This window comes from Campylobacter fetus subsp. fetus, assembly GCF_900475935.1.
Lineage (GTDB): Bacteria > Campylobacterota > Campylobacteria > Campylobacterales > Campylobacteraceae > Campylobacter > Campylobacter fetus.
On the sequence record NZ_LS483431.1, the window covers coordinates 1,081,249 to 1,103,054 of the forward strand.

Genomic DNA, 21,806 nt, shown 5'->3' on the forward strand with positions numbered 1-21,806 from the left:
TTATATCTATCAACATAAATTTAGGCTACATACACGTTTTTTCGTATAAAATATATATTATAGCGTAAAAACAAACGTATTTAATATATTTATATATCATATATAGTATATAATATATTTTTTAAAGTATATTTAATGATAATTCTTGTATAATTTTACGTATGATAAAAGTTAGCAATATTTTTAATATATTACATAATGCTGTTGAGAGCCAAAATCTTGGAAATAAAATATCTCAATCGCAAATGGCTGAACGATTAGGAGTATCTATGAGAACATACCAAGACTGGAGATTAGGTACTACAAATCCGCAAGCTGCTATGGCTATATGCAAAATGCTTTGCGAACTTGATGATGAAGAGGCTCTTCATACTATTAAAAAAATAAAAAAGGCTTTAGGAAACCGCTTTGAGTAAATTAACAAACAAAGAACGTACCGACTTAGAAAGCATCTTTTCGCTAATATGTACTAAAGACAATGATTGTAAATTAATAGAGTTTTATAAACAATTTTATAAAGACTGTCACAAAATAGTCAAGAAAATTAGAATAAAACTCTATAAAAAAGCTAAGCGATATAAGCCATTAATTAAATAATTCTTTATAATTTTTTTTCATAAATTCAATTACTTCTATGACTTCGCCTACACCTTGTGCTTCTGAATTTTCTAATACATCATCGATATTTTCGATATAAATATCACAAGCATCAAGAAGTTTGTCTTTTTTTACTCCGGCAAAATACAACATTCCTTGCATCATTATATCTAGCTCGTAACTCATCTCTTCTTGCGTGATTTCGTTTTCATAATCTTTCATTTTACGACTCCTGTTTTTTTCTCTATAAGCTGTATTATTTGAGATTTTACCAACTCATAGTTATAACTATCCTTAAATCCTGTAAAAAATCCGCCGCTAGCATTTACATGCCCTCCTCCATCCACCAACTCTTTTGCCATCAAACTAACATCTAAATTTCCATTTGCTCTAAAACTAAATGTTTTTTTACTAGTAACATCTAAAAAGAAATCATAATCCGGATTCGCCACCAAAAAGTCATTTCCGATAATCGATGTACTACCTATATTATGAGTTAAAATACCTTTATGACCTCTATAATCTATAGTAAATTTATCTTTTTCAAAGCTTAAAAGTCTTACAAGATAAGATGAGTTTAGATTACTAAGTGTATCATCATTTTTAAATTTAAAAAATGCCTTTTTTATCTGATGTATCTCATTATCTAGCTTTATGTGAGCATTATTTTGCCCTATAAATTCCATAAAAGAGTTCATCAAATAAAACATATATTCCATATGCTTGTCCTCAAAAAGCACTTTATTTATCTCTCTTGCTCCGGCTATAATGCCCATACAAACCTTGCCAAGCTCGAAATTTGGATCATCTTTTAGCCATATATCTACCGCATTTACAACATTACAGTAAGACTCAAGCCTTTCATCCGCACCAAACATAGAACTAAAAAAATCATACGTAATCTTAGTTGCGCATCTTTTAGAATCCATGTAATACCACCCAAATTTATCCGCACACTCAAGCCCTGTTTGGTGATGATCTAGTAGTATAAGTTTTATATTTTTATCGCTTATTAAATTCTCGTAATATGAACATTGCTGTATAGTTAAATTTAGATCAGTTATCAATATAATAGCTTTTTCATCCCCTATTTGAGATAAAATATGAGCAAATTTATCATCTATCTCTTTTCCGTAATTTGAGTTATAAAATTTTATATTTTTAAGATAAAAACTAGTCACTAACTGAGCTGAATATCCATCTAAATCTGTGTGACTAAGGTGGTAAATTTTCATATTTTTCCTTTATAATTCTGGTATTTCTATAACGCCTAACGTTTCAAACTGCGTATTTGGCGCGATCTCGGCAAAGCTTAGTATTACTATATCTATAGCAAAATTTTGAACTATATTTGCTATAAATTTTCTTATACTAGGCTCAACGCAAAGCAGCATATCGCCTTGTTCGCTGATATTTCGATTTGCTCTTTTTTGACGCAAAGCATTTACTATGGCTGAAGTTTGAGCCACATTTATCATTAGATGATAAGCGCCGTCTTTGTAATTTAAACTATCTATAAGCTTTTGTTGTACAGGAGCGTCTAATATATAGAAGTTCAGCTGCCCCTTCTCATCTGCGTAAAGTGATGTTATAACTCGGCAAAGAGCGGCTCTTACATGCTCGATTATCATATCTAAGTTTTTACTTACTTCTGATACATCTCCTACTGCTTCAAGTATGCTAAGCATATCTTTTATAGGTATGTTGTCTTTAAGCAGAGTTTTTAAAACCTTTTGTATAAGTCCCACGCTAGCTACTTTTAAAGTATCTTCTACTACGACCGGATATTCTGATTTTACTTTATCTAAAATATTTTGAACCTCTTGTTTGGTCAGAAGTTCGCTTGCGTTTTGTTTGACAAGCTCACTCATATGAGTCGATATAACACTAGCTGGATCAACAACCGTATATCCGCTAAGAATCGCATCTTCTTTTAATCCTTGATCTATCCATAAAGCATCAAGTCCAAACGCCGGCTCTTTTGTTGCGATACCATCTATATCACTGCTCACATATCCGCTATCCATAGCCAAAAACTTATCGGCGTATATAACGCCTTGACCGATTACAACGCCTTTTAACTTAAATCTATACTCATTTGGCGGAAGTTGGAGATTATCTCGTATTCTGATTTTTGGCATTAAAAATCCAAGAAGTCCGGCTATATTTCTTCTCATAGCACGTATTCTTTCTATTAAATCCCCGTCGGCTAGTTTCAAAAGTCCATATCCAAGATCGAGTTCTAAAATCTCTATTTTCAATATATCATCTATCTTTATCTGTTCTTCTTTTGCTATCTCTTCTTCACTCTTTTTAGCAGGTTTAATATCTCCACCTGTATCAGCAGAAGTAGATGAGCCTTGTTTTTGAGGTTTTTTTTCATCTTTGTTTATATTAGAAAAATCAAGATTCCCTTCTTCTGTTTGCTTCATAATATAACCTATACTCAAAAATAAAATCGCCATAAACCCAAGCGAAAAGGTAGGAAGTCCTGGCACTAAAGCAAACACAAACAGTATAAATCCTACTATCAAAAGTGTTTTATATTCACCCAAAAGTTGGCTTATAACGCCTTCTGCAAAATTATCCTCATCTTTACTAGCTCTAGTTATGATAATAGCAGTAGCGGTTGAAGTTATCAAACCGGGAATTTGACTGACCAAACCATCGCCTATAGTTAAAATAGTATATGTTTGAGCAGCATTTGCCATATCAAGATCATGCTGAAAAGTACCTATTAAAAATCCACCTATTATATTTATAATTGTTATGATAATACCGGCAACCGCGTCACCTTTTATAAATTTAGACGAACCGTCCATTGCTCCATAAAAGTTTGCCTCTCCGATAATTTCTTGACGACGTGAGCGCGCTGTTTGTTCATCTATCAATCCGGCATTCAAATCCGCATCGATAGCCATCTGTTTTCCAGGCATAGCATCAAGAGTAAATCTAGCTTGTACCTCACTAACTCTCGTTGAGCCCTTTGTTACAACCATAAAATTTATAAGAACCAATATACAAAATACTATAATACCTATAACATAATTTCCACCAACGACAAACTGTCCGAAACTAGCGATAATCTCACTAACCGCTTCTGGACCATTATGGCCTTCGCTTAAAATCATACGCGTTGTGGCTATATTTAAAGATAGACGAAACAGTGTTATTATAAGTATTAAAGTAGGAAACGTGCTAAGATCTGTCGGCTTTGGTATATATATAGAAATTAATATTATCAATACAGAAATTGATAGTGAGAGCGCTAAGAAAAAATCAAGTACCGGGCTTGGGAGCGGAACTATGATAATAGCTAAAATAGCTATAATAACAAAAACGACGGTTAGGCTTTTAGCCTTTACAAATGGTGCTAAAAACGGAGCAACCATCGTCAATATATTACGTTTTGCCAATTTTACTTCTTAATAATATCTGCTAAGCTAATGTTGTCTAAAAAGTCGTCGACTTTTAATTGTAATGAATTGAACATAGGCCACATTTTACAAATGTCACCTTTATTGCTAGGGCAATCACTTCTTGCATTGCTGCACTCAAATACAGAGGCTTTTCTTTTTTCGGCACTTTCTAAAATATTTTTTATACTTATGTTTGCCGGCTTATTAGCTAAAATAAATCCGCCGTTTGCACCTTTAAAGGAATTTAGTATTCCCTCTTTTGCAAGATTTTGCAAGATTTTAGCTAAAAAGCTTTTTGAAATTCCAAGTTCAGTCGACATAGTATCTACGTCTTTTGGAGAGTTACTTTGTGATAAAAGTATCAAAGATAACAAAGCATATTCACTAGCTTTAGTAAATAGCACATGGACTCCTTAAATTTTTGATTTTAATATTTTACCAAATTTTATTAAATTTTGATTGATATAACGCTTACTCTTTTAAATTTAGTAGGTTAAATTTAGTTTCAGCTTTCTTTTTGCTTTACTTAGATATAATTTTCGTTCAAAATTCAAATACCGCTCAGGAGGTCAAAAATGGCTTTAGATTCGGCTAAAAAAGCAGAAATAGTTGCGAAATTCGCTAGAAAAAGCGGAGATACAGGTTCTCCAGAAGTTCAAGTAGCACTTCTTACAACAAGGATTTCAGAACTTACAGGACACTTAAAAATCAATAAAAAAGATTTTAGTTCTCGTCTAGGTCTTCTTAAGCTAGTCGGCAGAAGAAAAAGACTTTTAAAATACTTAAAAGCTAAAAACTACGAATCTTATACGAAACTTATCGCTGAGTTAGGCATCAGAGATAAATAATAAAGCCCTATTTTGGGGCTTTAACTATGATAAAAGCTGCTTTAAATTCATTTCAAAATACGCCTTTTATAGCAATTATCAGCTATGATAAACCAGATGATAGTATAATTTGCTTCCCACAAAATGCCATTAAACTAGGAATTAAATTTAAATTAAACGCTGTAAATCAAACACCAATAAGCTATTTTTTAGAAAAATATCCGATTAGTTTTGATGAGTATAAAAAAAGTTTTGATAAAGTTATCAACCATCAAAGAAACGGAAACAGTTATCTTTTAAATTTATGTTTCAAAACAAAAATAAAAACAAATTTAAACTTAGAAGATATATATAATCACTCAAATGCTGCTGCTGTTATCTATAAAAAAGATGATTTTGTATGTTTCACTCCAGAACCGTTCGTGGTCATAAAAGACGGATTTATCCATACGTTTCCTATGAAAGGCACGATAAATGCCGATATACCAAATGCAAAAGAGTTGCTTTTAAATGATCAAAAGGAATTTAGCGAACAAGTTATGATGACAGATCTTATGAGAAATGATCTAAACATGGTAGCCACAGATGTAAAAGTAGAGCGTTTTAGATATATAGAGCGTGTGAAAAATTTATATCAAACCAGCTCGCATATAAGCGGAAAGTTGCGAAAAGAGCTTAAATTAGGCGATATTTTCAGTAAACTTTTACCTGCTGGTTCCATAACAGGAACTCCAAAAATCCAAACTTGCAAGATCATAAAAGAGTGTGAAAATGAACCCAGGGGATTTTATAGTGGAGTTTTTATATATTTTGATGGTAAAATTTGCAGGAGTTTTGTCATGATAAGATTTGTAAAACAAGATGATAATGGATTATCATTTTTTAGCGGCGGAGGTATAACAACTAGAAGTGACGTAAAAAAGGAGTATGATGAACTCATACAAAAAGTCTATTTTCCTTTTTGAAACGATAAAAATCATCGATAAAGAGATTTGTAACTTAAATTTTCATATAAAAAGAGCCGAAAACTCTACAATAAACGGTCTTAAATTTGATTTTAAGGATATTTTGCAGCCTTCTTTTAACGGAACTATTAGAGCAAAAGTGATTTATGATATAAATGGGAATTTAAAAAATGTGGAGTATTTTCCATATGAAATACGTAATTTTTATGAGTTCAAACTAGTAAATATAGACTTTGACTACGATAAAAAATATCTCGATAGAAGCGAGATAGAAGCAGTAAAATCCAACTTCAATGAAATAATAATGATAAAAAACGGTCTCATCACAGATACAAGTATAGCAAATATCGCCGTATTTGATAGCTACAACGATACATGGTTAACGCCGAAAACTCCGCTGCTAAAAGGTACGACAAGAGATAGATTGCTTCAAAATCGATTTTTAAAACAAAAAGATATAGACTTAAATGATCTTTTAAAAACAAAAAGATTTGCCATTATGAATGCTATGATAGGTTTTTTAGAGCTAAAATTATTTAAATTTAGCTACTAAATTTAAATAAATAGATCAAATTTATATCTTTACGAGATAAGTTCGTTCTATTTTTTAAATTTCAAAACACCAAATTTTAACTTTTTATTCTCTTCTAAAAGCATATCATCAGGATTGACCAAAACTCCGATTTTCGCCGCTTTTAAAAGCGGAAGATCATTTATACTGTCGCTATAAAAAACAGTATCTTTAAACTCGTCTTGCGATAACAACTCTTTTATACGCTTCACTTTTCCCTCTTTAAATGCGGGAATTCCGCTCATCCGCGCGCTATAAACTCCATTTATTATCTCGCTGTTTGTGGCTAAAAACTCATCTATACAAATAAACCGACAAATTGCTTTCACTATAAAATCGTTTGTAGCTGAGATAACTATCTTTCTGCCGCCGTTTTGATCTATCAAATTTAGAGCATCTTTGTAAATAATCGGTTCTATTTTATCTTTTATATATCTATCTAAAAGCGGTTTTAAATCACTATTTTTCATACCTTTTAAAGGCATCAAAAAATGCTCTTGATATGCATTCATATCAAGAACTCCTTTTGCATAATCCTCTTCAAAAATAGCTTGTTTTAAAACAAAATCATACCCTACAAAAGAGTTTTCATACATAAAATCAACCCAAAGTTTAGCACTATCTTCTTTTATAATAGTTTTATCGAGATCATACAGGTAAATCATCCAACTCCTTTATCATTTCTAAATGAATTTCTAAAAATACACTATCGCCCACTTCATACAAAGAGTTTAGAGAGTGATTCAAAGTATCTACTTTTAAGCTTATACCTTTAGCATCCATGGAATATCTTATGATATTTCCTAAAAATATCTTCTCTTTTACCACTGCTTGTATAGATCCGTTTTTTGTTATTTCTATAGTTTCTGGTCTGATCGCAAGATCTCTTTTAAAATCATGTTTTACTAAATTTAAAAGCGCCTCGGAGCTTAGTATATTATAACTTCCTATAAAACTAGCTACAAATTTATTTTTTGGTTTGTGATACAACTCTAAAGCGTCGCTATTTTGAGCTATTTTACCATCTTGCATAAGAATTATTCTATCGCTCATGGCAAGAGCTTCTTCTTGATCGTGAGTTACGAAAATCGTAGTTAAACTCATCTTTTTAGTTATCAGTTTTATCTGTTCTCTTAGATGTTTTCTTATCTTTGCATCAAGAGCCGAAAGAGGTTCATCTAGCAACAACATACTTGGTTTAGTAACAAGAGATCTAGCAAGGGCCACTCTTTGAGCCTGACCGCCGGAGAGTTGATGCGGATATGATTTTATCTCTTTTTCAAGTCCAACCGTCTCAAGCATCTTTTTAACTCTTTTTTCTATATCTTTTTTATCTATTTTTTTTATTTTTAATCCATAAGCGATATTTTCATAAACATTTAAATTCGGAAAAAGAGCGTAGTTTTGAAATACCATACCGATATTTCGCTTTTTAATGCTAATTTTTGTTATATCTTTATCGTCTAAAATTATCTTTCCGCTTTGCGGAGTACTAAGTCCGCAAATGCATCTAAGAAGAGTGGATTTACCGCATCCGGACGGACCTAAGAGAGTTATCAGCTCACCTCTTTTTGCGCTAAAATTAATATTATCGAAAACAAACTTCTCTTTATATGATTTTTTTAAATTTTTAACTTGCAAGTATGACATTTTAAACCTTTTTTCTGTGACTTATATATGAACTTATAAAATTTGCTATAAATATCAAAAGCAGATAACTAACGATAGCTGCGCTTGAAACGTGACCGCTTCTGTTTTTTATATTGTAAAGATATACTTGAAGAGTTTCAAACTGCGTACCGGCAAGTATATTTGCATATAAAAACTCGCCTATCAAAAATGAAAACGATAAAAATACTGCTATAAGTATCGAATCTTTTAAATTTGGAATTATTACTCTAAAAATAGCTCTAAATATACCGTTTCCAAGAATATAATTTGAGTAAACTATCTCTTTTAAATTTAAAGCCGCGATATTATTATCAATAGTTCTATATACAAAAGGTACTGCGATACAAAAATAACAGCCTATAAGTATATACGGAGTTCCACTTATAGTATCGCTATATAAATTTAAAAGTCCGGTGCTAAGCACGATAGGAGCAATGGCAAACGGTAAAACAGATATAAAACTCATTACGTTTTTTAAATTTAAAAAGTAAAAATTTGCACAAAATACAACCGGAAACAAAAATAAAATAGCTAAAAATATCGCCGCAAAACATACTAAAAGCGAGTTTAAAAGTGCTTTTAAAAATCTAGGATCGCTTAAAAGCTCTTTATAATGAGAAATACTAAATCCGTCCGGTAAAATATTTGATGACCAGCTTGAGGATATCGAGTATATAAAAGTAGCCGCCATAGGCAAAACTATGATAAGAAATAACACTAAAACAACGCTATAATGATAAATTTTCGATAATCTACTCATATTTGTCTCTTGTAATTAAATAAATTTGACACGTAAAACAGCATAACGCTAAGCGCACTAGCTAAATACGGATTTAAGTCGATATCTCCGGCTATCAAAGACGCTATTCGCACCGGAACTACATTGAAATTTCCGCTGCTAAGGGCATAAATAGTAGCGTAAGCTCCAACCGCATTTGCAAACAATACTATAAAAACTCCGATTATAGAGGGCATCATAATAGGTATGGCGACCTTTAGCCAATAAATAGCTCTGCTAGCTCCTAGTATATCGCTAGATTCGCTGCTTTGTTTATCTAAAACATTAAACGCAGGATACAATAGCAAGATAGCAAGTGGAATTTGAAAGTAAATATATACTAAGTTTATCCCTACGCTTCCGTATATATCGATAACAAAATCAATTCCCAAATCCTTAAAAAGCAGATTTATAGCGCCGTTTGCACCCATTAAAATGATAAATGCAAAGGCTAGAGGAACTCCTGAAAAATTGCTAGTCATAGTATTTAAAGACAAAAATAAATTCCCAAAATGCGAGGTTTGAATTTTATAAAGCGAATATGAACCAAAAAGAGAAATTATAAGCGCTACAAAACTTGAAATCAAACTTATATAAAATGAATTTAAAAAACTCTGCATAAAAAATCTACTATCAAATATCTCTTTATAATTATCAAACCCCCACTCGCCGTTTTGATCTATAAAACTATTTATCAAAATCCATAAAAACGGAGCTGCGATAAACATAAAAAATACCACAAAAAACGGAATTAAAAATAGAGTAGCGATAAACTTTTCTCTATTCATTTTAATAACTCTTTAGCAAAGCTTTTATCGTGATCTACACCTAAAATTTCACAAACTAAACCGCAAATTCCGCTCTGTTCTACCTCAACTCTAGCAAAACTAAACTTATCGCCAAAAACAAAAAACGCCACGTCTCTTTCTATATCTAAATTCCCACCATGAGTACCATCGTTATTCATACCGTGATCGCTTGTGATTATCACGTTTACGCCCTCTTCTAGCCATTTTAATACCAAAGAAGATAATATAGTATCTACTTTTCTAGCAGCATTTCTATACTCTTTGCTATCGTGAGAAAATTTATGACCTATATCATCTATATTCATAGAATGAAAAAGAGTAAAATCAAGATCGAATTTAACTCTCAAACACTCTGCGTCACTAAATAAATGACTATCGTTGTAGTCGTCTTCATAATAAAAAATGCCGTAAGGTATGTTTAAACTCTGCTCATTTATTATAATTCTATCTTTAACCCGGTCAAACAAAGTTTTATTATACAGTTCACTTATCCAGTAATACGCTGCCGCGCCGGCTTTTAAATTAGCTAGTTTTGCATACTCAAATATACTTCTATTGCTGCTAAAAGGTTTGCAATAATTATTTAGTATGCCGCTTAAAGCCGGTTTAACTCCTGTCAATATACACTCGTAAAGCGGTCTTGAGATAGACGGAAGCTCGCTTTTCATCTTATAAATTTTACCCATATTTGCATTACAAAGTGCGAGCAAACCACCCATACACTGCTGTGCCGTACTATATTCAAGACCGTCTAGAATTACTAAAACCACCTTAGACATTTTTACTTCCTTCAATAAAAATAATTTATTTTAAATTTCCGATACAAATTTATGTATAAAATATCAAAATACCTTTATATCTCATCTATCATTTAGCCTTAAGAAAAGCCTACTTCAAGTAAAATAAACTCGTTACCATACGTTTTATTTGGATCTCTACTTGAGAAGTAAGAGCTTTGAGCCATCTTTTGAACTTGCCATCGCCTCAAATCCGCGTGAGCGTTTGACGTTACCCGGGATTGGCCTCGTTTGGATTATCTGGAGAGAGAAGCTTTACGCCATCTACAAAAACATCATAAACCTCTTTTAAATTTCCACTTTTATCAAAATTCAGTAAAAAAGGTCCAAATTCCTCGGCTACACAAAACTCTCCGTCAATAATATGAAAACTTTCCAAATCAAAATCCGCTCAAATAACGCTATTTACTTATCTCAGACGTGATAGGATAATGATATTTCTTATATTTATCTTTAAAAAATATAGTTTTAACAATTCTGTATTTTAAATTTTTAAAATCAAATTTAAACTAATATATAGCATAACATCGTAAGAATTATGCTTTTTTTTCCTAAACCGCTATCGGTAAAACTCGGTACGTTGCGTCTCCCGGGATATATTTAATCCCTCTATAACCTTGTATAGGCTGATTTTCAAAAGGTAGATAATAATCCGTATCTCTCGCGCCTTTAGATCTATATGTTTCAACTTTTTCTTCTATAATAAAATTTGAAAATTTACCGTAACTTTGAAAAAATTCGGGAGCGTCTTTTGGAATTTAGATAAAGCTTTTTGAGTCTATCGCCATTTGCCCTGCCAAATTTGCCTCATACTGAGCCGCAAACAAATAATTATAAATCAATAAAGCACTAAATACTATTTTTTTCATATTTTATTCCCTATTTGATATTTATAATAACATTTTCTTGCCAAAGCCTTGGAAGCTTTTTTGCAGTCTTTTCCCAAACTTCCGGATTTTTTATAGGTTTAGCATTTTTATACTCATTTTCTGGTATAAGTTTGTCTTTTATGTCTTGGGGAAGCTCTATATAAGCATTTCTAATCGGTCTTGCGTAACCTTTTGCTAAATTTATTTGACCTTGATCAGATAAGATATACTCTCTAGCAAGTTTTGCTGCGTTTATATTTTTAGCATATTTGTTGATAATAGTCGTATAGCCGCTCACTATAGATCCGTCTTGCGGGATAGTTACCAAATATCTATCTTTGCCTACTTTGTCTCTGTAATTAAGAGCGTTAAAATCCCAAATTATAGCTACGTCTATCTCGCCTTTTTCTAAATTTGCAATACTAGGATCTACCATGGCTAAACGACCTTGTTTTGCTAATTCGGCAAAAAAGTTTAAAGCCGGACTTAAGTCTCTCTCATCTCCTCCTAAAGCATAATTTGCCGCCAAAACTCCGCTAACTGCTTGAGCCGCTACGCTTACATCGCCTACTGTAATCTTATAAGTTGCGTTTTTAAGATCTTTCCAAGTTTTAGGAGGATTTTTTACTGTTTGATTGTTTATTATAAAAGCTATAGTACCGGTATAAGCTAACATCCAGTGACCGTCTTTGTCTTTTGCCCAATCAGGTATTTGATCCCAGTAACTAGTTTTAAAAGGCTCGCTAACGCCCTCCAAAATCGCTATGCGACCAAAACTTTGACCAACATCACCGATATCTGCAGTGGCGTTTTTTTTCTCGGCTTTAAATTTAGCTATTTCTTGAGCAGAACTCATATCAGTATCGCTATGTTTAAGCGAATAAAGCCTAGCTAAATCATCCCAGGTATCTTTCCAGTTTGCCCATGTATCAGGCATAGCAACGCTATTTATAACGCCCTCTTTTTTGGCGGCTTCTATCAAATTTGCGTCGATATCCGCTGCATTTAATGCTCCAAAAACAATGGTCGCGCTAAAAAAAGTTTTAAGTATTTTCATTTTGTCTCCTTAAGAAATTAACAAATTGTAATTTCTTTTGGAAACAAAATAGATACAAAATTATAACCGAATTATTTAAAAGCTATAAATGTAGCAAAATTTGCCCATTTAAAAATCGTTTCTACGCTTTTAAATCCTGCATTTAAACAGAGTTCTTTATTTTCATTTTCGCTATATGGAATAAGTATATTTTCTAAAGCTTGACGCTTTTGAGCAATCTCAAATTTAGAATATCCTTGCGAATGTTTATAATTTTCATATATTTCTATCATATCAAGAGTTAGTTTTTTATCTTCATAAACCAATTTTTCGCTAAATATAAATATTCCGCCGCTTTTTAAATTTGAATATATCTTCTTTATAAATTCCTCTCTTTTTATAGGACGAATGAATTGCAACGTATAATTTAAGATAACAGCGTCACTACCGCTAAAATCAAAATCCAAAATATCGCTCACATATAAATTTAAATTTGCCAAGTAAGCCAAAGATCTATTTCTTGCGGTTTTTATCATAGCTTCACTACTATCGACACCGTTTAAACTTAGATCGTTTCTAAGCTTAAAAATCTCAAGTAAAGTTGTAGCAGTAGAGCAACCAAGATCAAAAACTTTAGCGTTTGGTGACAAATTTTTACTTAAAATTAAAGAGATAAGAGCCTGTACATCGCAATAATACGGCACGGATCTACTAACCATATCATCAAAAACACTCACTACGCTTTCATCAAACTCAAACTGCTTTTTTATAGGACGTTTAAAAACCTCATCTCTCAAACCAGATCCCTTGCATGTATATAATCGTCTTGCAAACTCAGATCACAGCATTTTGCGACATTTCTTGCTATAAGCATATCTTTTGATATCTGAGTTTTTAGCTCATCTAGAGAGTTGAATTTAAAATTATCCCTAATTCTTTCTATAAAACATACTCTAACTTCATATATATTATCTTTTAAATCTACGTCAAAAAGATGACTTTCTATGCTAAAAGCGCCATCTGTCGTAAATCTATTGCCTATAAAAGTTATAGAACTATAAGTATCGTCGCCTATTTTTGTTCTAGTTGCATAAACTCCGTTTTTGGGAGTGATATAAGGCTCAACCACCAAATTTAGCGTCGGATATATACTTTTTTTTCCTAAACCTTGACCGCTTATAACTCTGCCTTTAATGCTATATTCGCGCCCTAAAAGACGATTTGCTCTATATATATCGCCATCTCTTAAAAAACGCCTGATAGCAGAGCTATGAACACCGAGACCATCAAAACTAAACTCATTTACAACCAAAACTTCGCCGTGAAATAAATTTTTAAGATCGTGTTTATCCCAAGCTCTATCTTTTCCGAATTTAAAATCATAACCCACGACTATACGTTTTAAATTTGGAAACTCGTTTTGTAAAAGCTTCAAAAACTCGTCTCCCCTAAGCTCTACGATATCTTTTAAATGATAGTAAAAACAGGGTACTCCGGAGTACTCTTCTCTTCTATCTCCGGGAGTTATGCAAGCTTTATCGCTTTCTACAACGACCAACGCGCCGTTTTTACCTAATTTTTTTATAAGCTCTTTGTGACCTTTGTGAATACCGTCAAAATGGCCTATCGCAATCGCTTCTATCTTATCTTTTGACATAGTAGTAAAATAACTCAAGGTTACCCTCCTTACCAGTTATTACAGACTCTTTACTCTTTTTTAAACTCCAGCCAAGTTCGCTTGCGGCTATTTCGAATTTTGCTTTAGATAAGTTTATTAGCTTTTTATCTTTGACAACGCCTTTTTTGCTTCTTTTGGCATTCGCTCCTACTTCAAATTGCGGCTTAAATAGTAAAATTATATCTCGTTTAGCTAAACGGTCAATATCGTTTAAAATTTGTAAAATAGATATAAAACTAACATCAACCGTAACCAAATCAAATTTAGAAGAGTTAAATTTTCTTATATCAGTATTTTCTTGTACTATAACTCTTTTATCGTTTCTTAAAACGGTGCTTAATTGAGCACTTCCCACATCTAAAGCGGTTACGCTTTTAACACCATTTTCAAGTAAAATTTGCACAAATCCACCAGTACTGCTGCCGACATCAAGAGCATTTAAATTTAAAAAACACGGTTTTAATTCGCCTAAAAAACCTTTTAGTTTAAGAGCGGCTCTACTCACATAAATATTATCATTTGCAACAACTCTCTCATCGCCCTTTACTTCTAAACTCGGTTTATCTATCATATTTTCGTTTAAAGTTATATTTTTTGATTTTATAAGCTCACTAGCTTGATTTCTGCTGATACCAAGAGTTGCAGATACGAAAACATCGGCTCTCATTTTAAACTTTCATACTCACTCTCATCTATTGCTCTTACACCTAATTCATTTGCTTTTTCTAGCTTACTTCCGGCTTCATTTCCATATAATACGAAATCCGTTTTTTTAGACACCGAGCTAGATACTTTAGCACCATAACTTTCTAGTTCTGCTTTGAACTCATCTCTAGAGCGAGACAAAGTACCTGTTATAACTACTGTTTTTCCTGAAAATATATTTGTTTTTAACTCTAAATTTTGCATTTTTGGAGTGATAAATTCTAAAAGTTCTTTTATTTTTTCTAAATTTACTCTCATAAACTCAAGATAACTAAGAGCCATAGCTTCACCAAATCCGTCTAAAGCTAAAAGCTCTTCAAGAGTTAATTCAAGCCACCTATCTCCATAATTATTTGCTATTTTTTTAGCGGCAACTTCGCCTATATGTTCGATGCCTAAAGACGCTATAAATTTATCTAAATTTGGAGTTTTAGAGTTATTAATAGCCGATAATAAATTTGAAATTTTTTTAGTTTTAAATCCCTCAAGACCTATAAAACTAAGCTCATCAAGCCTATAAATATCAGCGATATCTTTAATAATATTTTTTTGATATAAAAGCTCTACTATAGCATCACCAAGACCGTCTATATTCATACATTTTTTAGATGCGAAATAGATAATAGAACTCACGACTCTAGCTTTGCAAGTTAGATTTTGACACTTTATAAAAACACCTTCGTCTAAAAGCTCGTTTCCGCATTCAGGGCAAATTTTCGGGCGAATTATCTCACTTTGACTACCGTCTCTTCTATCTTTAAATACTCCAGTAATCTTAGGTATGACATCTCCGCTTCTTATCACGGTAACAAAGTCATTTTTCATTAAATTTAATCTATCTATCTCATCAAAATTATGAAGCGTGACATTTTTTATAAACGCACCGTCTATCAAAACTCCATCAAGCAATCCCACTGGAGTTACGACTCCTGTTCTTCCTACTTGCAGCAATATATCTATCAATCTTGCAGTCTTTTCAGTGGCAGGAAATTTATAAGCTACCATAAATTTTGGAAATTTAACGGTATAACCAAGCTGATTAGCTTTTGATAAATCATTTACTCGTATTACCATTCCGTCCATCAAAATAGGCTTAAGCTCTCTTACACTTAAAAGCTCTTTATAAGCAATTTTTAACTCGTCGATACCTCTGATCACTTTACAAAAATTATCATGTAAAAAACCAAGACTTCTTACAAAATCCATAATCTGAGAATGTTTATTAAATTTCAAAGAGTTCTCTCCGACTCCCCATGGATAAAACTTAAGTTTTCTCTGTTTTACTATACCATTATCAAGCTGTCTAAGGCTTCCGGCTGCTGCGTTTCTCGGATTTGCTAAAGGCGGTTCTGAATTTTTGCTACGCTCAATATTTATCAATTCAAAATCATCTTTTGTTATGACGACTTCGCCTCTTATTTCTATTTTATCTTTATAGTCTATTTGCAACGGTACTGAGCTTATGACCTTTGCATTGTTCGTGACGTCTTCTCCAACGCTTCCATCGCCTCTTGTAGCAGCGCTTATAAGATTTCCGTTTTCATAAAGTAAATTTAAACTAGCTCCATCAAATTTAGGTTCGGCAAAAAACTCGCAATCCGTTTTATCTCCTCTAGAAATCCAAGCAACAAGCTCGCTATCACTAAATATATCCTCCATGGACCACATTTTTTCTATATGAGATATCTTCTTAAACTCATCTAAAATCTCTCCACCGATTCTATTTGTAGGAGAGTAAGAGAGTTTTAAATCCGGATTTTCTTTTTCAAACTGAACTACGGCGTTATAAAGCTTGTCATACTCATCATCTGACGCCATCGGAGAATCATCGGTATAATAAGCCTTTGCCCATAAATTTAAACTATCGACTGCTTTTAAATAATCATTTTTATCCATCTAACCCTCAATATCTAAATCTCTATAAGCAAGCGCTAATTTAAACATCTGCGCATGTTCGCCAACATCATGAACGCGCACTATACTAGCTCCGTTATAAAACGCATTAAGATGCAAAAATAGCGTTCCGGCTAATCTCTGCTCAACGCTGCTCTTAGAGTAAAAATCAATAACCGATTTCCTGCTAGCTCCGACAAAAAGAGGATAACCAAAATGCAAGAAATGCTCCAAATGCTTTATCAAAATCATATTATCTCTAGGCGTTTTTCCAAATCCTATTCCAACATCAAGATATATATCTTTTGCTCCCAAACTTTCTAAAATTTCCAGCTTTTTACTGAAAAAATCATCAACTTCACTTAAAATTTCACAGTCGCAAACATTTTGTTGCATAGTTTGCGGATCGCCTTTTTTATGCATAAGACAATAACTAGCGCCAAATTCCTTTGCAAGCGTGGCTAACGAACAGTCTGCACTTATATCGTTTATCATACTAAATCCACGCTCCAAAGCGTACCTAAGACACTTTTCATCAAAACTATCGAGACTCAACTTTACCTTTTCGTGCAATTTATTTGAATAAATTTCATCTATAACCGGCTTAACTCTATTAAATTCATGTTCGCTACCTATGTATTGACTTCCTGGACGAGAACTTACCATACCGATATCAACATAGCTGGCGCCATCATTTATCATTTTTTCTATCTTAAAAACAGCCTCATGTATATTTGTTCTACTACTCGGATTAAAACTATCTTCATTAAAATTTAAAACACCCATAATAAGAGGATTATCCGGTTTTCTGAACTCTTTTGAGATAAATTTAGCTAAAGTTTTCAGTCCAAAATCTTGCATTAACTCTTTTTTAGCTAAATAAGAAATTTGCTTATCATTTGCTATAAGAAGTGCATTTTCAAGTTCATCTCCGCCTAAAACCGTTTCTTTTGAACTAACCAACTCGGCACCTATACTCAAAGCGTCTTGTTTTAAGATATTTGCTGCGGCTCTTTTTATATCTTTTATATAAAAAAAATTCAAATGGCTCTTTTGTTTCATGATATTTAGCCCTGCCTTTTGAGGCTTTATGGTATAGCAAATACTTTCAAATCCACTATTTGCATCTATCTTAAAAACTCTCATCGCATCCTTTGCATAATCAGTAATAAAAGCGGCGTTAAAACTTGAGTCGATTTTGCATTTAGATCAACTAAACGGTAAATTTTATAAAAATATCTATAATCCTCAACACTAAAAGAAGCTCCAGAATCGATAGCTTCGCAAACTATCGACTTTACTAAGTTTAGCAAAGAAGTTTTATTTAGTTTATCGACTTTTTCTAAAGATATACTTTGTTCTATAAAATTATATATATCTTTAAGCTCTAGTTTTTTTAAATTTAAACCAGTAGCCGCTCTTTGTAAATTTAATTTTCTATTTTCTATCATAAGTCTTGAACGAATAGTAGGCAAAAGACTATTTTTAGACGGCGCTACAAGGATAAAAATGCTATTTTTTGGAGGTTCTTCTAGTATCTTTAGAAGTGCATTTTGCGGCTCAATCCCAAATTTAAAAGCCATTATCACTATAACTTTTTCTTCTATCTCAGCTATATAAGCTTCATTTATAATCTCTTTTGCATCATCGACCAAAAAATTATCATATTCAAAAATACGTAAAAAATTAGGCTTAATATCTCTTATAAGCTCATCTTTAACGCTACTAAAATCGCTTGAGATTATGATTTTACTATGCAAAACTTCTCCTATAAACTTACTTTACCAAACAAAACAGCATCTATACTTTTATTAAAAAGTCTAAATAAAGATAGAAGTTTAATATCAAGCAAATCATCATTCGAGCTTAGATAAAAGCTATTTTGCGCTTGCTCATCAAAAAGCCACATATAGCTATCATCCTTGCTTTTTGCTATCAAAGATAATTTTGAACTTGACTTTCCTACATAAAAATATATAAATCCATTTGGAAAAGCGATACTTAACATATCTTCTAAAAGACTTATCTCCTCTTTAGAGTTTATCTCATTAAATGACGGATAAAGCGATTTTAAAGATACAAAAGGAAGTATCGGCCTAGCATTATCTCTACGATTAATATTTCTTAAAAAATAGCTCTCGAACCAATCTCTTTCCTCATCGCTAATAACTATAAATGTAACGCCTTCAAATAGATATTTTACTCTAGAAGCAAGCAGTGGAGCCCACTCCACGCGTCTTTCTTCCATCCAGCTCATAAGAGAGCCTTCATCTCTTATAGCTTCTAAGCTCCACTTGATAAAATCAGTCATTAGTTATCTAGCTCATAAGCTTTATGAAGCGCTCTAACTGCTAACTCTCCATATTTTGATGCCACTATCATAGATATTTTTATTTCACTAGTAGAGATCATCTGTATATTTATACTCTCATTAGCCAAAGTTGAAAAAGCAAGACTTGCTACGCCGCTATGACTTTTCATACCTACTCCGACAACGCTTACCTTTACTACGTCGCTGTCTATTTCAACAGATTTTGCTACGCCATCTACAACGCTTCTAGCTGCTTCCATCTCATTTTGCGGCACTGTAAAACCGAGACTTGTAGTGCCGTCTTCATGACTCGTGTTTTGAATTATCATATCTACATTTATATTTTTTTCAGCAAGTTTCTTAAAAATTCCAGCTGCAACTCCTGGCTTATCGACAACACCGCGCATAGTTACTCTTGCTTGATTTTTATCCAAAGCGATGCCGCTGATTAATGCTTGTTCCATACTGTTATTTTCCATATTTGCTTCTCCTGTTATTAATGTTCCTTCATTATTATTAAAACTACTTCTAGTAACTAAACTTACATTTAATTTTTTAGCTAGCTCAACGCTTCTGTTTTGCAGTACTTTTGCGCCCATACTGGCAAGCTCTAGCATCTCATCATAACTAATCTTTTCAAGCTTTTTAGCTTTTGGTTCTATACGAGGATCGGTTGTATATACTCCGTCTACATCGGTATAAATTTCACACAAATCAGCATTCAAAGCTCCTGCTATAGCAACGGCACTAAGATCACTTCCTCCACGCCCTAAAGTAGTAACGTATCCGTTTGCATCAACGCCTTGAAAACCTGCTAAAACTACGATTTTACCCTCGCTTATGGCTTTTTTCATATTTGAATTATCTATACTTATAATTCTAGCTTTTGTATAAGTACTATCAGTAAGTATACCGGCTGCTCTACCGCTCATAGCTATAGAAGAATACCCTTTTTCATTTAATGCTATAGATAGAAGTGCGCTAGTAACTCTTTCTCCTGAGCTTAATAGCATATCCATATCAGCGGAGCATGGCTCATTTTTGGTAAAATACTCAGCATATTCAATTAATTTATTAGTCACTCCGCTCATAGCTGAAACTACGACTACTACGTCATTTCCAGCTTTTTTTGTCTCTATCACCCTTTTTGCTACTTCTTCAATCCTCTCAAGCACACCAACACTTGTTCCGCCGTATTTTTGAACTATAAGCATTAAATATACCCCTCCTCTTTAAAATATTTCAGTACCTTATTATATACATTTTTTTTGAAATGATTAACACTTTCTAAAACTTCATTTTGCATAACAAACCTATAATCATTAAACTCTGGATTTTTAGTATTTAAGTTTATCTTTGCCATCGGCTTAAGTCTTACTAAAAAATATTTCTGCGTTTGACCATCGTATGGAGCCATTTTTTTAGCTATATTTTGTGGAAAATCATAACTAAGCCATTCCGGATGTTCACACAAAATCTCAACATCACTAGTGCCTATCTCTTCTCCTAGTTCTCTTAAAAGTGCATCTCTTGGGACTTCTCCTTTGTCAATTCCACCTTGAGGAAACTGCCATGCACCGATTATATCATATCTTTGAGCTATAAGAATTTTACACTCAAGCGGATAAGTTGGAGATAGGATAACTGCTGCTACATTTGGTCTGTAGTTTTTCTCTTTATCCATTTTTTTTCCTAAAATTTTAAAAAAAATGCTACCCTAAAAGCGTTTAAAGTTTAATAAATAAAAGAGTTTTAAGAGATATTTTTATACAATTTTTCTTTTTAATGAAAGAGGAACTTTGCAAATCTACATACATATACCATTTTGCGAATCAAAATGCCCTTACTGCGCTTTTGGTTCTCACAGCGATAAATTTAGTTTAACAAAGCGCTATTTTAGTGCGCTTAAAAGTGAAATAAAAGAATCTATTTTAAATTTAAATAAAAAAATAAGTACGATTTTTATAGGCGGCGGTACGCCTAGTAGTGTCGAGGCTGGATTTTATTCGGATATTTTTGAAATTATAAAACCGAAACTTGCTAAAAACTGTGAAATAACAACCGAAGCAAACCCGAACTCAGCAAGCTTAAAATGGCTTTTGGAAATGAGAGAGCTTGGAGTAAATAGAGTAAGTTTCGGAGCTCAAAGTTTCAATGAAAAAAAGCTTAAGCTACTTGGTAGAATCCATTCAAAAAACGGTATTTCAAAAGCTGTGCAAAACGCTAAAATAGCTAAATTTAACAACATAAATATAGATCTAATGTACGGAACAAAACTTGATACGAAAAAACTTCTTTTAACCGAAGTTGAAAATATTTTTAACCTAAATATATCTCACGTTTCAGCATATTCTTTAATGCTAGAGGAAAATACTCCGTTTTTTGAACGTATAAATCTCAAAAAAGACAGTCCTGCATTAGCTAAATTTATGATACAAGAGTTGGAAAATATAGGTCACAAACAGTATGAAATATCAAATTTCGGAAAACCTTGCTTGCACAATATAGGTTACTGGAAGCAAAAAGATTATCTTGGATTTGGAGCTTACGCAGTAGGAACTATAGGAGAAAAACGATTTTATTCTACACCGAATTTAGAAGCTTACATCAAAAATCCGCTCGAAAAATCCGTAGAGAATTTAAGTAAAAACGATAAATTAAATGAGCATATTTTTCTTGGTCTTAGAAGTATAGTCGGAGTTAAAATTTCAAATTTAAATGATTTACAACTCCAAAAAGCAAATATTTTAGCTAAGAAAAATAGAATTTACATAAAAAATGGACGCATTTTTAATAAAAACTTCTTACTTAGTGATGAAATTTATTTATTCTTAACCTAGCAATTAGAAAAAAGATTGTAAAATGTTATATAAAAATCTA

General features: G+C 32.5%; 24 protein-coding genes and 1 pseudogene. 5 read left to right on the top strand and 20 right to left on the bottom strand.

Annotation, left to right across the window (positions count from 1 at the left end; all coding sequences use genetic code 11):
• The first annotated feature begins 161 nt into the window (after positions 1 to 161).
• On the top strand, positions 162 to 416 hold the full coding sequence (locus DQN38_RS05345; protein ID WP_024305213.1) for a helix-turn-helix domain-containing protein: 255 nt from the start codon (positions 162 to 164) through the stop codon (positions 414 to 416).
• Positions 417 to 585: 169 nt separating this feature from the next.
• Here DQN38_RS05345 and DQN38_RS05355 read toward each other — a convergent pair whose 3' ends face one another.
• From DQN38_RS05355 to DQN38_RS05370, 4 genes are read right to left on the bottom strand one after another with little or no spacing between them, the layout of a single operon-like run.
• The gene (locus DQN38_RS05355) at positions 586 to 819 is read right to left on the bottom strand and encodes a hypothetical protein (protein WP_002849694.1); all 234 of its coding nucleotides are present in this window, start codon (positions 817 to 819) and stop codon (positions 586 to 588) included.
• On the bottom strand, positions 816 to 1,832 hold the full coding sequence (locus DQN38_RS05360; protein WP_065843743.1) for a DHH family phosphoesterase: 1,017 nt from the start codon (positions 1,830 to 1,832) through the stop codon (positions 816 to 818). Before DQN38_RS05360 ends, DQN38_RS05355 begins: the two co-directional genes overlap by 4 nt.
• Before the next feature lie 9 nt (positions 1,833 to 1,841).
• On the bottom strand, positions 1,842 to 4,013 hold the full coding sequence (flhA, locus tag DQN38_RS05365; RefSeq protein ID WP_225893263.1) for a flagellar biosynthesis protein FlhA: 2,172 nt from the start codon (positions 4,011 to 4,013) through the stop codon (positions 1,842 to 1,844).
• 2 nt (positions 4,014 to 4,015) lie between these two features.
• Positions 4,016 to 4,420 carry an Rrf2 family transcriptional regulator gene (locus DQN38_RS05370; RefSeq protein ID WP_065843744.1) on the bottom strand — a complete coding sequence of 135 codons (405 nt, stop codon included), beginning with the start codon at positions 4,418 to 4,420 and terminating at the stop codon, positions 4,016 to 4,018.
• Positions 4,421 to 4,591: 171 nt separating this feature from the next.
• Here DQN38_RS05370 and rpsO point away from each other — a divergent pair, with 171 nt between their 5' ends.
• From rpsO to DQN38_RS05385, 3 genes are read left to right on the top strand one after another with little or no spacing between them, the layout of a single operon-like run.
• Positions 4,592 to 4,864 carry a 30S ribosomal protein S15 gene (rpsO, locus tag DQN38_RS05375; RefSeq protein ID WP_002849698.1) on the top strand — a complete coding sequence of 91 codons (273 nt, stop codon included), beginning with the start codon at positions 4,592 to 4,594 and terminating at the stop codon, positions 4,862 to 4,864.
• A gap of 26 nt (positions 4,865 to 4,890) precedes the next feature.
• On the top strand, positions 4,891 to 5,808 hold the full coding sequence (locus DQN38_RS05380) for an aminodeoxychorismate synthase component I (RefSeq protein WP_111738206.1): 918 nt from the start codon (positions 4,891 to 4,893) through the stop codon (positions 5,806 to 5,808).
• Positions 5,774 to 6,361, top strand: a complete 588-nt coding sequence (locus DQN38_RS05385; RefSeq protein ID WP_065843746.1) for an aminotransferase class IV — start codon at positions 5,774 to 5,776, stop codon at positions 6,359 to 6,361. Before DQN38_RS05380 ends, DQN38_RS05385 begins: the two co-directional genes overlap by 35 nt.
• Positions 6,362 to 6,408: 47 nt before the next feature.
• Here DQN38_RS05385 and DQN38_RS05390 read toward each other — a convergent pair whose 3' ends face one another.
• From DQN38_RS05390 to DQN38_RS05465, 16 genes and pseudogenes are all read right to left on the bottom strand, one after another.
• Positions 6,409 to 7,044, bottom strand: coding sequence for an HAD family hydrolase (locus DQN38_RS05390; protein WP_002849701.1), 636 nt, complete (start codon positions 7,042 to 7,044; stop codon positions 6,409 to 6,411).
• A complete protein-coding gene (locus DQN38_RS05395) occupies positions 7,028 to 8,029 on the bottom strand; it encodes an ABC transporter ATP-binding protein (protein WP_038453628.1) in 1,002 nt (333 codons plus the stop codon). The genes DQN38_RS05390 and DQN38_RS05395 overlap by 17 nt, the downstream gene beginning before the upstream one ends.
• Position 8,030: 1 nt before the next feature.
• A complete protein-coding gene (locus DQN38_RS05400) occupies positions 8,031 to 8,810 on the bottom strand; it encodes an ABC transporter permease (RefSeq protein WP_011732081.1) in 780 nt (259 codons plus the stop codon).
• A complete protein-coding gene (locus DQN38_RS05405) occupies positions 8,807 to 9,616 on the bottom strand; it encodes an ABC transporter permease (RefSeq protein WP_065843747.1) in 810 nt (269 codons plus the stop codon). Before DQN38_RS05405 ends, DQN38_RS05400 begins: the two co-directional genes overlap by 4 nt.
• Complete coding sequence (locus tag DQN38_RS05410) at positions 9,613 to 10,416, bottom strand: alkaline phosphatase family protein (protein ID WP_065843748.1); 804 nt, start codon at positions 10,414 to 10,416, stop codon at positions 9,613 to 9,615. Before DQN38_RS05410 ends, DQN38_RS05405 begins: the two co-directional genes overlap by 4 nt.
• A 162-nt stretch (positions 10,417 to 10,578) precedes the next feature.
• Positions 10,579 to 11,303, bottom strand: a pseudogene (locus DQN38_RS09080) (esterase-like activity of phytase family protein); the annotation flags it as partial.
• 10 nt (positions 11,304 to 11,313) lie between these two features.
• Positions 11,314 to 12,354 (bottom strand): ABC transporter substrate-binding protein, encoded by a 1,041-nt coding sequence (locus DQN38_RS05420; protein WP_024305207.1) that lies wholly within the window; start codon positions 12,352 to 12,354, stop codon positions 11,314 to 11,316.
• A 77-nt stretch (positions 12,355 to 12,431) separates the two neighbouring features.
• A complete protein-coding gene (cmoA, locus tag DQN38_RS05425; RefSeq protein WP_002849711.1) occupies positions 12,432 to 13,136 on the bottom strand; it encodes a carboxy-S-adenosyl-L-methionine synthase CmoA in 705 nt (234 codons plus the stop codon).
• Positions 13,133 to 14,014, bottom strand: a complete 882-nt coding sequence (locus DQN38_RS05430; RefSeq protein WP_002849713.1) for a bifunctional riboflavin kinase/FAD synthetase — start codon at positions 14,012 to 14,014, stop codon at positions 13,133 to 13,135. Before DQN38_RS05430 ends, cmoA begins: the two co-directional genes overlap by 4 nt.
• Complete coding sequence (gene tlyA / locus DQN38_RS05435) at positions 13,983 to 14,684, bottom strand: 23S rRNA (cytidine-2'-O)-methyltransferase TlyA (RefSeq protein WP_002849715.1); 702 nt, start codon at positions 14,682 to 14,684, stop codon at positions 13,983 to 13,985. Before tlyA ends, DQN38_RS05430 begins: the two co-directional genes overlap by 32 nt.
• Positions 14,681 to 16,618, bottom strand: coding sequence for an NAD-dependent DNA ligase LigA (ligA, locus tag DQN38_RS05440; protein ID WP_065843749.1), 1,938 nt, complete (start codon positions 16,616 to 16,618; stop codon positions 14,681 to 14,683). Before ligA ends, tlyA begins: the two co-directional genes overlap by 4 nt.
• Positions 16,619 to 17,761 carry a dihydropteroate synthase gene (gene folP, locus DQN38_RS05445; RefSeq protein WP_065843750.1) on the bottom strand — a complete coding sequence of 381 codons (1,143 nt, stop codon included), beginning with the start codon at positions 17,759 to 17,761 and terminating at the stop codon, positions 16,619 to 16,621.
• Positions 17,758 to 18,375: a DNA polymerase III subunit delta' gene (locus DQN38_RS05450; protein WP_065843751.1), complete on the bottom strand. Its 618-nt coding sequence runs from the start codon at positions 18,373 to 18,375 to the stop codon at positions 17,758 to 17,760. The genes folP and DQN38_RS05450 overlap by 4 nt, the downstream gene beginning before the upstream one ends.
• A gap of 8 nt (positions 18,376 to 18,383) precedes the next feature.
• Complete coding sequence (locus DQN38_RS05455) at positions 18,384 to 18,926, bottom strand: HobA family DNA replication regulator (protein ID WP_011732088.1); 543 nt, start codon at positions 18,924 to 18,926, stop codon at positions 18,384 to 18,386.
• Positions 18,926 to 20,140 (bottom strand): aspartate kinase, encoded by a 1,215-nt coding sequence (locus DQN38_RS05460; RefSeq protein ID WP_065843752.1) that lies wholly within the window; start codon positions 20,138 to 20,140, stop codon positions 18,926 to 18,928. The genes DQN38_RS05455 and DQN38_RS05460 overlap by 1 nt, the downstream gene beginning before the upstream one ends.
• On the bottom strand, positions 20,140 to 20,610 hold the full coding sequence (locus DQN38_RS05465) for an RNA pyrophosphohydrolase (RefSeq protein WP_002849725.1): 471 nt from the start codon (positions 20,608 to 20,610) through the stop codon (positions 20,140 to 20,142). Before DQN38_RS05465 ends, DQN38_RS05460 begins: the two co-directional genes overlap by 1 nt.
• Before the next feature lie 115 nt (positions 20,611 to 20,725).
• Here DQN38_RS05465 and hemW point away from each other — a divergent pair, with 115 nt between their 5' ends.
• Complete coding sequence (hemW, locus tag DQN38_RS05470; RefSeq protein WP_038453724.1) at positions 20,726 to 21,766, top strand: radical SAM family heme chaperone HemW; 1,041 nt, start codon at positions 20,726 to 20,728, stop codon at positions 21,764 to 21,766.
• Positions 21,767 to 21,806: the final 40 nt, after the last annotated feature.

Coding starts and splice junctions, on each gene's coding strand:
- DQN38_RS05345 (WP_024305213.1), top strand. CDS start 162: ATGATAAAAGTTAGCAATATTTTTAATATATTACATAATGCTGTTGAG.
- DQN38_RS05355 (WP_002849694.1), bottom strand. CDS start 819: ATGAAAGATTATGAAAACGAAATCACGCAAGAAGAGATGAGTTACGAG.
- DQN38_RS05360 (WP_065843743.1), bottom strand. CDS start 1,832: ATGAAAATTTACCACCTTAGTCACACAGATTTAGATGGATATTCAGCT.
- rpsO (WP_002849698.1), top strand. CDS start 4,592: ATGGCTTTAGATTCGGCTAAAAAAGCAGAAATAGTTGCGAAATTCGCT.
- DQN38_RS05380 (WP_111738206.1), top strand. CDS start 4,891: ATGATAAAAGCTGCTTTAAATTCATTTCAAAATACGCCTTTTATAGCA.
- DQN38_RS05385 (WP_065843746.1), top strand. CDS start 5,774: ATGAACTCATACAAAAAGTCTATTTTCCTTTTTGAAACGATAAAAATC.
- DQN38_RS05390 (WP_002849701.1), bottom strand. CDS start 7,044: ATGATTTACCTGTATGATCTCGATAAAACTATTATAAAAGAAGATAGT.
- DQN38_RS05395 (WP_038453628.1), bottom strand. CDS start 8,029: ATGTCATACTTGCAAGTTAAAAATTTAAAAAAATCATATAAAGAGAAG.
- DQN38_RS05400 (WP_011732081.1), bottom strand. CDS start 8,810: ATGAGTAGATTATCGAAAATTTATCATTATAGCGTTGTTTTAGTGTTA.
- DQN38_RS05405 (WP_065843747.1), bottom strand. CDS start 9,616: ATGAATAGAGAAAAGTTTATCGCTACTCTATTTTTAATTCCGTTTTTT.
- DQN38_RS05410 (WP_065843748.1), bottom strand. CDS start 10,416: ATGTCTAAGGTGGTTTTAGTAATTCTAGACGGTCTTGAATATAGTACG.
- tlyA (WP_002849715.1), bottom strand. CDS start 14,684: ATGAGAGCCGATGTTTTCGTATCTGCAACTCTTGGTATCAGCAGAAAT.
- ligA (WP_065843749.1), bottom strand. CDS start 16,618: ATGGATAAAAATGATTATTTAAAAGCAGTCGATAGTTTAAATTTATGG.
- folP (WP_065843750.1), bottom strand. CDS start 17,761: ATGAGAGTTTTTAAGATAGATGCAAATAGTGGATTTGAAAGTATTTGC.
- DQN38_RS05455 (WP_011732088.1), bottom strand. CDS start 18,926: ATGACTGATTTTATCAAGTGGAGCTTAGAAGCTATAAGAGATGAAGGC.
- DQN38_RS05460 (WP_065843752.1), bottom strand. CDS start 20,140: ATGCTTATAGTTCAAAAATACGGCGGAACAAGTGTTGGTGTGCTTGAG.
- DQN38_RS05465 (WP_002849725.1), bottom strand. CDS start 20,610: ATGGATAAAGAGAAAAACTACAGACCAAATGTAGCAGCAGTTATCCTA.